The sequence below is a fragment of the Pirellulales bacterium genome (genome assembly GCA_033762255.1).
Classification (GTDB): domain Bacteria; phylum Planctomycetota; class Planctomycetia; order Pirellulales; family JALHPA01; genus JANRLT01.
Window position 1 is genome coordinate 19,654 of the sequence record JANRLT010000041.1, and the last position, 12,993, is coordinate 32,646.

General features: G+C 57.7%; 8 protein-coding genes. 5 read left to right on the forward strand and 3 right to left on the reverse strand.

The annotated features are described in order from the left end of the window. Window positions 1-67: 67 nt before the first annotated feature. Window positions 68-1,372, forward strand: coding sequence for a glycosyltransferase family 87 protein (locus SFX18_11570; protein ID MDX1963786.1), 1,305 nt, complete (start codon window positions 68-70; stop codon window positions 1,370-1,372). Here SFX18_11570 and SFX18_11575 read toward each other — a convergent pair. The 3 genes from SFX18_11575 to SFX18_11585 form a co-directional block, all read right to left on the reverse strand. Then, window positions 1,307-2,725, reverse strand: a complete 1,419-nt coding sequence (locus SFX18_11575) for a DUF1501 domain-containing protein (GenBank protein MDX1963787.1) — start codon at window positions 2,723-2,725, stop codon at window positions 1,307-1,309. The genes SFX18_11570 and SFX18_11575 overlap by 66 nt on opposite strands. A 117-nt stretch (window positions 2,726-2,842) precedes the next feature. After that, window positions 2,843-4,306, reverse strand: coding sequence for a DUF1501 domain-containing protein (locus SFX18_11580; GenBank protein MDX1963788.1), 1,464 nt, complete (start codon window positions 4,304-4,306; stop codon window positions 2,843-2,845). A gap of 144 nt (window positions 4,307-4,450) precedes the next feature. Beyond that, window positions 4,451-7,279, reverse strand: coding sequence for a PSD1 and planctomycete cytochrome C domain-containing protein (locus SFX18_11585; protein MDX1963789.1), 2,829 nt, complete (start codon window positions 7,277-7,279; stop codon window positions 4,451-4,453). Window positions 7,280-7,817: 538 nt separating this feature from the next. Here SFX18_11585 and SFX18_11590 point away from each other — a divergent pair. From SFX18_11590 to SFX18_11605, 4 genes are all read left to right on the forward strand, one after another. Then, a complete protein-coding gene (locus SFX18_11590; GenBank protein ID MDX1963790.1) occupies window positions 7,818-8,006 on the forward strand; it encodes a hypothetical protein in 189 nt (62 codons plus the stop codon). A 67-nt stretch (window positions 8,007-8,073) separates the two neighbouring features. Further along, a complete protein-coding gene (locus SFX18_11595) occupies window positions 8,074-10,152 on the forward strand; it encodes a hypothetical protein (protein MDX1963791.1) in 2,079 nt (692 codons plus the stop codon). A 335-nt stretch (window positions 10,153-10,487) separates the two neighbouring features. Then, the gene (gene aroC / locus SFX18_11600) at window positions 10,488-11,627 is read left to right on the forward strand and encodes a chorismate synthase (GenBank protein ID MDX1963792.1); all 1,140 of its coding nucleotides are present in this window, start codon (window positions 10,488-10,490) and stop codon (window positions 11,625-11,627) included. A 45-nt stretch (window positions 11,628-11,672) separates the two neighbouring features. Continuing rightward, window positions 11,673-12,929, forward strand: coding sequence for a hypothetical protein (locus tag SFX18_11605; GenBank protein ID MDX1963793.1), 1,257 nt, complete (start codon window positions 11,673-11,675; stop codon window positions 12,927-12,929). Window positions 12,930-12,993: the final 64 nt, after the last annotated feature.

Here is a 12,993-nt window from a genome sequence, read left to right on the forward strand (position 1 = left end):
GGCCGGGTCGTCCAACGGCGGTTATTTTTCCGCCGGTGCTTGTTTGCCATCTTCCCCGGGTACCCCTGTGAGTAGCGCGACTGCGGCCACCTTATCAAGTCTGAGGCAACCAACCATCCCTTGCGGGACCACCGCCAGCTCTCGGCGCTGGCAACTGTTAGCGCTCTGCGCCTGGGGCTTGGTGGGCATGGTTCTGGGCGCGCGACTGGGAATGTTGCCGTATGAGCGCAGCGTGCTCGACGAGTATGCGTTCGGTCCGGCAAGTTGGTGGAGCGATGACGTTTTTGTCTACGAGACCACGATCCATTATTTATACACGCCGACATTCACTGTTTGTTACTCGCTCATCTGGATGTGGCCACCGGGCGTGGCCGCCATCTTGTGGACTATGCTCAACCTGTGCAGCCTGTACGCTGGCCTGCGCGCGCTCAACCAGCGCCTCTTGCCGGTTGTGTTTGCCGGTTGGGGCCCGCGCGAACAGGCATGTTTGCAACTTTTGGCGTTGTGGGGGTGCTTTCGCGGGATGTGGTCCGGCCAGGCCAATGCCCTGGTGGCGGGGCTGGCGTGCCTGGCCGCGGTCGCGATTTACCAGCGACAATGGTGGCGTGCGGCGTTGTGGCTGACTTTGCCCGTCTTTATCAAAATTTGGCCTGTCGCATTACTTTTGTTGTTTGTCGCGGCGTTTCCCCGACAGTTGGCATGGCGGCTAGCGGCGCTTTTTGCCGCCTTCGCTGCGTTGCCGTGGTTCACGCGTGATTGGGCTTTTGTCATGCGACAGCATGTCGGCTATGTCGACATGCTCCTCCACCGCCGCCAACAGATCCGCCTGCACGGCTATCGCGATTTTTGGACAATCTGGGAACAATTTGCCACACCCGTGCCAGCGGCCTATCAGGTGTTGCAAATCGCCTCGGGCCTGGGATTAGCCTATGCCGCGCTCCACTGGGCCAAGCGGGCCAATGACCCCGTCAACCGCGCCAGCATGGTACTACGCGTCACCGCGCTGTGGGCGTGTTGGCAACTGCTGTTGGGACCTGGATCGGAACGACTGACACTGGGGATCTGCGCGCCGTTTGCGGCGGTGGCCTTGATCGCGGGTTGGGGGAGGGGAGTAGCGAGCTGGTCGTACGGAGTGGCCTTGGCCGCGTGGTGCGGCCTGTTTGTGTTGGGGCTAGGAGAGATAGAACGCGCCCTGGCGCGCGTGACACACCCCGCCGTACAGGCCATCGCCCCCGGCGGAGTGATCTTGCTCGCGCTGTGGTGGCTATTTTGGAATCTCCCGGGGGATCAGCCCCGCCCCGCCAGTCTAAAACAGCTCCCGGATCGGACTGCCGCTGTCGATCAAGGGAATCGGACGCCCGCTGTGGTTTAAAAAGTTGATCGTGGGGTCGATGCCCAGGACCTGAAAGATTGTCGCGTGCAGGTCTCCCGGCGTGACGGGCCGATCGATCGGGTGCTCGCCGCGGGAGTTGGTGGCGCCGATGATTCGGCCTCCTTGCACGCCGCCCCCTCCCGCCAGGCAAAACATGGCATTCCCCCAGTGATCCCGCCCCGGCGAACCCATGCTGCCAGGCGCGCCCCCATTTCCGCCATCGTTCATCTTGGGCGTGCGGCTGAATTCGCCGCACAGCAGCACCAGGGTTTTTTCCCATAACCCGCGTTGGGCAAGATCCTCTAGCAACGCGGCAAAAGACCGATCCACCGCGGGAATCATCCGTTCATATGCGGGCTTGATGTCCCAGTGATGGTCCCAGCCCCCGGAATGGATGCTGACAACGGTCACCCCCGCCTCGACCAGCCGCCGCGCCAGCAAGGCCGACTGACCCAGCGTGTCGCGGCCGTAACGTTCGCGGACGGCGTCCGGCTCGGCGGCAATGTCAAAGGCCGCGCGGGCGGCGGGACTGGTAACCAGGTCGAACGCCCGCTGTTGAAATTTATCGAGCGCGGCTTGCGGGTTTGACTTGCCCGTGGATTCCCGAGCGGCGATGTTGGCCGACGCATCCGCCGCGCGGCGCATCTCGTCAATTGATTTGCGCAGGTGCTCGCGGTCTTGCAGGCGGGCGATGGTGACATCGGGCAGGACGGAAAGGTTGGGGACTTGGTAACCGTCGGGGTTGGGATCTCCCGCGGTAAAGGGCTGGTGTTCGGGGCCGAGGTAGCTCGATCCAAAGTAGCCGGGATTGAGGCCCACGCTAGCGGCATGGGGGACGCCGACATGCGCGGGGAGTCCCGCCGTGCGCGGGCCAATCAGTTTTGAAGCCGCGGCGCCAAAGTAAGGATTGCGCGGGGCGGTCTCTAGGCCGTTCGCTCCGAATCGACCCGTCAAAATGGCGTGCGCGGCGGCAAAGTGGTCGCCATTATCATGATACAGGCTGCGGATAATCGAAAATTTGTCGGCCACTTTGGCTTGCTCGGGAAGCAACTCGCTAATTTCAAATCCCGGCACGTTGGTCTTTTGCGGCAGCCAAATGCCCCGATACTCGGACGGGGCCTGAGGCTTCATATCGTACAAATCCAGATGGCTAGGTCCGCCATCCAGCCAAAACAGAATCACGCGGGTGTCCTTATTCACAGTCGTCGGGCCGGCGGCGGATTCCTGGGCGCGCAGGATGGCCGGCAAGCCCAGGCTAGCCAGGCCGGTAAAGCCGATTTGCAAGAAGCTGCGGCGGGAAACGCCATCACAATAGCGGCGGGAACGGGCGGAGGAAAAAGGAATTTGCAACATACGCGTGGCTCCTGGGGTGAGGGAAAGTTCAGGAGGGAAGGGAAAAGCGAGGTGAACAATCGGTTGGGGATTTGAATGATTCCGGATACATGTTCATTTACAATATTTATAAATGATTTACGCGATCAAATCCCGGACGACGCGGCCATGCACATCGGTCAGGCGAAAATCACGACCGGCGTAGCGGTAGGTGAATTTTTCATGGTCAAACCCTAGTAAATGCAAGAGCGTGGCGTGCAGATCGTGGATATGGACTTTATTTTCGACGGCGGCAAAGCCGAATTCATCGGTCGCGCCGTAGACATAGCCTTTTTTCACGCCGCCACCGGCCAAGAGCATGGTAAAGCCGTAATGATTGTGGTCGCGGCCGTTTACCTTGCCCGCGTTTTGGCCGGGAGTGGGGAGTTCCACGGTCGGGGTGCGGCCAAATTCGCCGCTAATCATGACCAAGGTGCTGTCCAGCAGGCCGCTGCTTTTTAGGTCGGTAATGAGCGCCGCGATCCCGCCATCCACCTCGCCCGCTAAGCGGCGGTGGTTGACTTCGATATCGTCATGGTTGTCCCAGGGTTGCCCCTCGCCATGCCAAACCTGCACAAATCGCACGCCCCGCTCGATCAAGCGGCGGGCGATCAGCAGTTGCCTTCCCTGCGTCGACTGGCCATAAGCCTCGAGAATATTTGCCGGTTCGCGACTGGTGTCAAAGGCGTCGGCCGCTTCGGCCTGCATCCGGTAAGCCAGTTCAAAGCTGTGAATCCGCGCATCCAACTGCGCGTCGCCGGGACGGGCGGTTTTGTGCAAACCGTTAAGCTCTTGTACCAGATCCAACTGGCGGCGCTGGTCCTCGCGGGATTGATGCTTGGTGCGGATATGTTCGATCAGCTTTTCCAGGTCGGTATGCTGGGTGTTGATATATGTTCCCTGGTAGATCCCGGGTAAAAAGCCCGCTTGCCAGTTTTGAGTTTCTTGAATGGGATACCCCCCCGGGCACATGGCGATAAACGCGGGGAGGTTCTCATTTTCGGTCCCCAGGCCATAAGTCAGCCAAGAGCCCATGCTGGGGCGCACCAGCCGCGGCTCGCCGCAGTTCATCAATAACAGCGAAGGCTCGTGATTGGGGACATCGGCATGGAGCGAACGCAGGACGGTGAATTCGTCGATCACGCTTCCCACTTTTGCAAATATTTCGCTGACTTCGATCCCGCTTTGTCCGTACTTTTGAAATTTATACGGACTGGGTAACGCCGCGCCGGTCTTGCGCTCGGTCGGACGGTTGTTGGGAATGGGTTTCCCGGCGTATTTTTCCAGCAGGGGCTTAGGGTCAAAGGTGTCCACATGCGAACACCCCCCATTTAAAAAGATATGAATAACACGTTGCGCCTTGGGGGCAAAGTGGGGCGCCTTTGCGCTGAGCGGGGAAGTGTCCGTGGGGGAGGCAGGGGCTACGCCCGGGGACGCGGCGGATGGCTCGAGAGCGCGGGCGTTTCGACTTAGCAAACCGCTTTGCTCTAGCAGTTTCCCCAGGGCCACGGCTCCAAAGCCCAAGCCGCTACGGGTCAGCAGATCACGTCGATTGATGAACATGGAAGTTCTATCTCTGGTTGTTTGTCCGCAAACTTAGAGTTATTGGCTGAATAACGCTAAATCCGAATAATTGAATCGGGCCGTTGGGCCTTTACATGGGGTACTTCTCTTAACCGAGGGGAGCGCCGCGCTTGTCTTATCCACCTAATCCACAAACACAAATTCATTCGTCATGAGGAGCGCCTGGGCCAGTTGCCTCCAGGCATGCTCCGCCGGAGAGGTGGCCACCCCGTCCGCGGGGGTCGGTTTCTCCACAAATTTCAAAGCCAGGCTTTCTTCTTCCGGGGTGGCGCTGCGGCCTAGCACGCACTGATACAGTGCCTGGATTTTGGCGGCGGGATTATCCGCTTTGGCGACGCTCTGTCGTTCAAGGACCCCCTCCGCCATTTCCACCACAAAGGGGCTATTTAAAAAGAATAGTGCCTGCTGGGGAACCGTTGTGTTAAACCGCTGCGGCGTATGGGTGTCGGGGCTGGCAAAATCAAACGTGCGAAAAAAACCGGGTAGGTTTTGCCGTTCGATATGACCATAAATGCTGCGGCGATTGCTATGTTGTTCGACCATTTCGACCGCCTTACCCCCCAGCGTCAAATCTAGCTTGCCGCTTGCGGCCAAGAGCGAATCACGCAATGCCTCGAGGTCCAGCCGCCGCCGGTTTGCTCGCCAATAGTAATCGTTTTCGGGATCGATACTCCGGGCCGCAGGTCGGTCGGCGGAAGATTGCTGATAAACGCTGCTCAAGACTATCTGGCGGTGCAAATGCTTGAGCGACCAGCCGTGCTGGATAAAATCAGCCGCTAAAAAATCCAACAGCTCTCGCTGCGGCGGCGAAACAGTTCGCACGCCAAAATCGCTGGCTGTGGGGACTAGTCCCGTTCCAAAATGATGCTGCCAGACTCGATTGACAATTACCCGCGCGGTCAGGGGATTATCTGCCGAGGCAATCTCGCGGGCTAATTCTAATCGACCACTGCCGTTTTTGTACGAGGGACGCTCGGGCCCGGTAATGATGCTGACAAATCGCCGCGGCACATGCGGGCCCGCCCGGTCGGGATTGCCGCGCAACAGAATCGGCGTAGTTTCGGCAATTTGGGGGGCATCCCGCAGGATCAGGGCCTGTGCGGGAGCCTCGGGTGATTTTGCAAGCTGGCCCACTTCATCCCGCAGCTTTTTTAGTTCATCTTTGACGGGCTTGGAAAACGCCCGATCGAGTTGTTCGGGTCGAATATGAAATGGGGAATTTTCTCCGGCGATGATTTGCCGCAACTCCTCCGCAGCGGGATCGTCCAAGGCTGTGGGAACGGGAAGATTGGCCGCTTGGGCCGCGGCGGTTCGCTCGTTAAATTCCCGTTCCGCGGCGGTCAGCAGTCGGGCAAAGGCGATGGTGAACTGCCGGAGATTGGCGGAGGGGGCTTCCGTAAAGAGTTGGGCGACGCGAGGATTGATTTTTGCGGGTTTTTCCGCCGTCGGGCGGTATTTTTCCCAAATTGGGCCGGCTTGCGCGGCAAAATCCGCCTCCGTGAGCTGGACTAACTCTAAATAAGGGGACCAGATGGGACTATGATCCTTACCCGCTTGCTCTAGCAGTTTTTTCCAGCGCTCGATGATGGGTTTGCTAAATTGCAACTTTCCCAATTCCTGGCTTAGTTGCGGATGCTGGTCGTTGCTGTTGCCCAGTTTGGCCACGAGCAGGTATTCGGCCAGATGGTCGCGCCAACTTTGGCGTAGAGCGGTCTCTTGCTCAGCCCGGTAGTCGGTCAGCTTTTTCTCGACGGCCGCCAGACGGTCCTGATAGGCGGGACTGGGGGGGGAAATGGGAACTAGCTCTTCAACGCAGGCGTCAAATATGCCAAACAACGAGTAATAATCGGCCGTGGGGATGGGATCAAACTTGTGATCATGGCAGCGGGCGCAAGATACCGTCAGCCCCTGGGTGGTTCGCATAAGCACATCAATGCGATCGTCAATAATGTCGAATTTGTTATTGAGGAATCGCCGCCCGAGGGTCAAAAATCCCAACGCCGCCAAGTCCGGCCGCGGTTGATCAGACTGTAGCGGCAATAAATCCGCCGCCAGTTGCTTTATCAAGAACTGATCATAGGGAAGATCATTATTCAGCGCATTGACCACCCAATCGCGATAGACATACGCGAAGGGATAGGCGCGATCCTCCGTAAAGACATAACCTTTGGTGTCGGCATAGCGGGAGAGATCAAGCCAATACCGGGCCCAACGCTCGCCGTAATGGGGCGACGCCAAGAGCCGCTCGACCACTTCGGCGTAGGCCTGCGGGGTGGGATTTTTACAAAACTCATCCACCTCCGTGGCCGTGGGGGGTAGCCCCGTCAAGTCATAATACACCCGGCGAATCAAGCTGCGGGGATCCGCCGGTGGAGCAGGTGTTAAGTTTTTATCTCGCAACTTTGCCAAGATAAATTCATCAATGGGGCTTTTTACCCAATCCGCGGGAATTCCCCCCGCGGCTAGTTCCTCGGGATTATGCCGCGGCACAGCGGGCATCGTTACTTTTTGAAACGCCCAATGGTTTTTGCCCAATTCAGCCGGAGTGCTCTTAGCCTGGGCTTCGGGCTCTTCCGGCCAGGGAGCTCCTTGCTCGATCCAAGAGCGGAGCAATTGCAAGTCTGTATCTGGCAATTTGGCTTCGGGGGGCATCTTGATTTCCCCCTCATGGCGGATCACGGCCAAAATTTTGCTGTTGGCGGGCTGGGCGGGATCAAAAATCGGCCCATCGTCTCCTCCCGCCATGAATCCCTGTTTTTTGTCTAATCGCAGGCCATATTCTTGCTTTTTTGAACCATGACACGCGGAGCAATGGGTGTGCAAGAGGGGACGGATTTTGGATTCAAAATGCTCGATCTGCTCCGGTGTGGGTACCGGTGGGGAAGTGAGTGACTGTTCGGGAATGGCCGGTGGAGGTTGTTCGGCGGCAGTCATCCCTGGCAAAGGGAGCATGCCCAATCCCAACATGGCGACATACCCGAGCCAAGAAGCAATCCTTGGGGGGTGAGCGCAGCGCAGTCTACCAGTGGAAGCATTAACTCCCCGGCCAGCGGAGTCGTAACGGTGCGCGAGCTGAAAAAACATGCAAAACTACGGGTAAAATGAAAGATTTACCAAGGCGGTCGCGGGTGCGCGACCTGCAAACCCGCGACGGGGTCACAGGGACATTTCGCGGGGAAGGAACTGACAAAAATCAAGCACAGGCGGGGATGCCGCCAGGAAATCGTCGGTGCGATTCCCCGGAGCAACGGTGCTTAAAATATAGGTGGCCCTGACCAAATTTAGTTCGATCCGGACCAAGGTCATTATCACCTTTGCCAAGGTGGTTGCCAAGCAAATTTTTGGGGTGGTGCGCTGTTTTTTTGGCTGGTGGACCGCTCCCCGGAGGTGGCATGGGGAGGAAATAGAAAATTCGGGGGAAAACCCGCTGATTGTTTGACAATTCGCGCATACTCAAATAGCATGCAGAGAGAGGAAAAAGGAGTGGAAGATGGCAAATTCCATTCTTTCCGGCAAGAGAAAGAGGCGTCACAGAGGGATTCTCGCGCTGGCCGGATTTTCTGAGGCGATTATCAGGACAATTGCCGCAAGGTTAGATACAGGTCTGATCCCTGGCGGTTTTTTAGTGATGTGTGCCGGGACTTGTCATGATGGGGTTCCCCTCATTATTTCGGCATAACCGCAATCCCAGGTGTCAGCGACCGCTCCGGTTTTGTGCGCACCCGTTTTATTTTTGAGTGAATTCCATGCCACAGCGTCGCAAGGTTTCCCGTCAACGAATCTGCCAGCTTGAACGTTTGGAGTCCCGCTATAACTTGGCCGGGGTGGTCACGATCACTTATGACCCCGCCACGGGCGACCTCATGGCCACTGGGGATGCCGCCGGAAATGAGTTTACCGTCACGGATAATGGCGGCGGCTGGACCCTCACGGGACTTAATGGGACGCAGTTCCTGATGGAAGACGATATGGGGGGTGGCATGGGCATGCCCATGCCGGTGGACTCGCTCATGATCGGTTCGGTCGGGACCGCCACGCTGATGCTGGAGGACGGGGCGGATCTGGTAACCCTCGATGGCGTACAGATTGGCGCCGATCTGATTTTTGAAGGGGGATTGGGGAATGATGAACTGTTATTGACCAATGCCGTTTTTATCGGCGGCAATGGCAACATCAACATGGGTGACGGTAGCAATAAGCTGACAATCGAGTTGGATGTATTCATCCAAGAGCAGCTAAACATTACCGGAGGGAGCGGCACCGACGACATTCTGATATCGGACTTGACTGTCACGGAGTTGATGACGATCTCGCCCAATGGAAATACCAACAACACGACGATTGTCAATGTCATTGTGGGAGAAACGTTTACCTATAACGGCGGGTCGCTGGTGGATAATGTGAATATCACGGATCTGTCAGTGTTGACGGCGGTGACCATTAATTTAGGAAATGGCATCAATGAATTGAATATAGGCGGGTTGGAAACCCTCGAATCCGAGCCAGGAGCGGGATTGGACGTGTTCGGCGGGACCGGAGCGGATACCATCAATATCGATTCCGCGGAATTGTCCCTGGATTTGCTGATTAACGCGGGTAATGGCTTAAATAGCGTGACCGTGACCAACACCACGACGTTGGGACCGGCGAACATCACCACCGGCAATGGCGCGGATTTGATCTTTATTCAGGACTGCGAATTTTTCCGGGATGAAGTGGTCAACGACGTCGACGGAAATTTAAATATCTCCACCGGGAACGGCGCGAACGATATCACGGCCTATGGCGTGGAAGTCTGGGGCGATATCAATATCATCGGCGGCACAGGATTAGAAAAAGTGCTGATCTTTTCGGCGGTGACGGATGACGGCGACGGCGACGCCGACGATCATTTGATTATCAATGTCGGCAATGGCGGTTCGGACATGCGAATTACCAACGCCCTGATCAACGGCAACATTCAGATCACTGCCGCCAACGGGATCGATCAGATCCAAATGGGGCTGTATTTCTCCGTGGCCGAACCACCTCCTTTGACCGGCGATCTGGATGGCGACGGCGATGTGGACGGCGGTATGGTGGTGGTCGCGGGCTTTATGACCATCGACACCGGCAACGGGGCCGACGCCCTGGACATTGCCCTGGTGAATGTCTTTGAGGAAGTGTACATCGTAACCGGCGGATCCGCCGATAATATCCAAATCTACAACGTGGTCTGGAGCGGTGACTCTATCACGATTGACACCTCCACCACGATTGTCGACGATGTGGCCCTGGACAACGATTTGTTGAATATTGGCTATCTTTACTCGCCCATCACTTTGCTAAACATCAATACCGGCGATTTTAGCGATCTGGTCAGTTTTTATGCCAGTGCGATCGGACGCACCCGCATCAATACCGGGGCCCTCCACGACACCGTGGCCATGTTTATCCACAACATCTTTGATGACCTGTTTATCGAGACCGGCACCGGCAGCGATACCGTCCGCATGGACAACTGCCTTTCTAATCTAAATTTCGGCATCCTGTATTACATCGATGCCAATAACGGTTATGACACGGTCCAGGTGAATGGCTCGATCATGGGCGAGCTAAGAATCCTGACCAGCACCGAAAACGACCGCGTCACGATCACCGGCAATATTATGAAGGATTTCTTTGCGGAATTGGGCGAGGGAGAGCTGGACGAACTCTATATGGAATTGAATCAGATCGGCGGGTCGGGTCTGGCTAATGGTGGATCAGGCCGGACGGATCGCCTGGTCCAAGTCAACAACGCCTTTGGCGTCCGCAATACTATTGTTGGCTGGGAATTGCTATAAGTTGTTTGGCAAGCGGCTGTCATTTATCACTATTGCGCCGCAGAATTAGACTCTCCCGCGCGCCGGTTCCGCTCCGGCAGGCCATGCTGTTCGTACGCTTCTTGGGCCGGGTGGTGGATCATCCCCCGGCCCGCTATCATTTTTTCGCGATCAACCAGGCCGCGTCGCGCGGGGGCAATTCAGTCTTTCCGAGTCCTGTTTGGCCTCAATGGATGTCTGCTAGCATGGCCTGACACGCTCTAGCCGCCCTATCGTGAATTCGGGGCCACCGTTAAAATAAATATCGATTTTCAGCCGCGCGGCGCGGGCTTCCTCTCTTTGCTATTTTGCCACTTATGCTTCGTTATTGGACCGCCGGCGAATCCCACGGACAAGCCATGATCGCGCTTGTGGACGGATTTCCAGCCGGCGTCACTCTCGATACCGCCCTTATCAATGATGAACTCCGCCGCCGTCAGGGGGGATATGGGCGTGGCGGCCGCCAGCGAATTGAAACCGACACCGTGCAAATTTTGACCGGTGTGTGGCAGGGGACCTCCCTAGGGAGTCCCATTGCCCTGCAGGTTATCAACAAAGATTACAAACTGGAAAAGCTGGGCGACCTAGAGCGTCCTCGTCCCGGACATGGCGATTTGACCGGGGCGATAAAGTATTTAGGTTCGATTCGGGGAGTCTTGGAGCGGGCCAGTGCCCGGGAAACCGCCATGCGGGTGGCGGCTGGCGCGTTGGCTAAACTGCTTTTGCAAAATTTTGGCGTCACCGTTTTTGGCTATGTCGTGCAATTGGGCGAAATTGCCCTGCCGCCGCTGGCTGGCACTCCCGCGGAATTAGCGGCGCTGCGCGACAGCAGCGAAATCTATTCCCTTAACCCACCGCTTGATGAATCGGCAAAGGAACTGATCGACAAAGTCGGCAAGGAGGGGGACACCCTGGGAGGAATCGTCGAAACGCGGGTAACCGGACTCCCCTTTGGCCTGGGAACGCACGCCCAATGGGATCGCAAGTTGGATGGTCGGCTGGCGCAGGCGGTGATGGCAGTGCAGGCGATCAAGGGGGTGGAGATAGGGCTAGGATTTGCCGCGGCGCGGCTGCGGGGTTCGCAGGTGCATGATCCGATCCAGTACGACGCGGCACAGGCCGATCAGCCGCACCTAGGATATGTGCGGCCGACGAATAACGCGGGCGGGTTGGAGGCGGGCATGACCAACGGGCAGCCGCTGGTGGTGCGGGCGGCGATGAAGCCGATCAGCACGCTGCGCAAGCCGTTGGATTCGATCAATCTGGCGACCAAAGAGCCGGAGGCCGCCGCCTACGAGCGGAGCGATGTCTGCGCTCTGTCGGCGGCGAGCGTCATCGTGGAAAACGTGATCGCCTTTGAGGTGGCCGCCGCCTTTGTGGAAAAATTTGGCGGTGACAGCCTGGTGGAAATGCTGGCCCGCCGCGATCTATTTATGCGGATGGCGCGGGATCGCTAGGGGGTTAGTGGACAAATCGCATTTTTTAGGCACGGAATAACACGGATGTTGCTCCTGCAAGAAGACACTCGTCGCTGGATGTGCCGCTGGAGCTGGCTGCTGCTGGGGTTGCTCCCCACCTGCGTGACCTTGGCCTACAGTTTGCAAAATCTTACCGGTCTTTCTCGGAACGCCGCCGCGGGGGAATTAACCGCGCTTTTAGGTTGGCAGACCACTTGCCGGGAAGTGCGAAGATTGCTGCCCGACAAGGCCGAATACCTGGACGTGCGCTGCATTGATCCCGAATCGGGGATTTGCGTGGCGGAGATCTCGCGCTTAACCCTGCATAAGGCGGGCAATCTGTGGCTGGCAAACATTCCCCGGGCCACGCTGCGATGGCATGCAACAGCGGATTGGCGCGTGTTGCTTTTCGACGGTCCGCCACGCACAAAAACTTTATCAAGCCGGGTGATCCTGGCCATCGACAATTTAACCATTCAAAACGCGGGAAAACGCGAGTTGAATTTAGAGCAGGTGCTCATTCGGCAGGAACAAACAAGCGATGGCGGCCTGTGGCATTTGACAACAGGGACCGGGCCGACACGGACGCCGGGGGTGGATATCGCCCTCAGGCAACCCGTCCGCGCCACGGCGGAAAATACCGGAGATCAGGCCCTGACCCGCGAAAGGGAACTAACGGCAAATTCCTCTCGGTTGCCGCTGCCGCTATCATTGTGCGGCTCGGAGCTGGCGGAAATGCTAGGCCCCGCGGCCACCTTTACCGGCAAAGTCGAGTTGCGGCATGGCCGGGATGGTTGGAGCGGCACCATCCGGGGGAGCCTGGAGGAGATCGATTTAGCAACGGCGGTGGGGGAGCCTTTTGCCCAGCGATTGACCGGACGGGCGACGCTGCTGCTGGACGAACTGCGCTTAGAACGGGGAAGGATCCAATCCGCGAGTTTGGGCGTGCGGGCCAGCATCGAGCAAATGCATAGCCAGCTAGCCGCGTCGCTAGCGGCCACGCTGCATGGGTCGCTAGCGCGGGGGGCGGATCCAGGGCGGGTGATTCTGGAAAACGTCATTTGTGATGCGCAGATTCGGCTGCGTCCGGGAAGATTGCAAGTACGGGGTATGCTACCCCGGGGGGGAATTCTGGCGGACGCGAACGGGCAAATTTTGGCAGAACCAGCGGGTCCCTTGGCCGAGCCGGGATTGTTAATCAAAGCGCTGGCGCCGCCGGATATGCCACTTGTCCCAATCTTACCCGCCACCGCCGCTTGGCTGGCCCGCTTGCCCCAGGCGGCTCAAGAGACACGGCAATAAAACAGCTGTAAGCCGTAAGTGCTTTCTCAAGGCATCGTTGGCGAATTAGCCACTTATCGCTAAC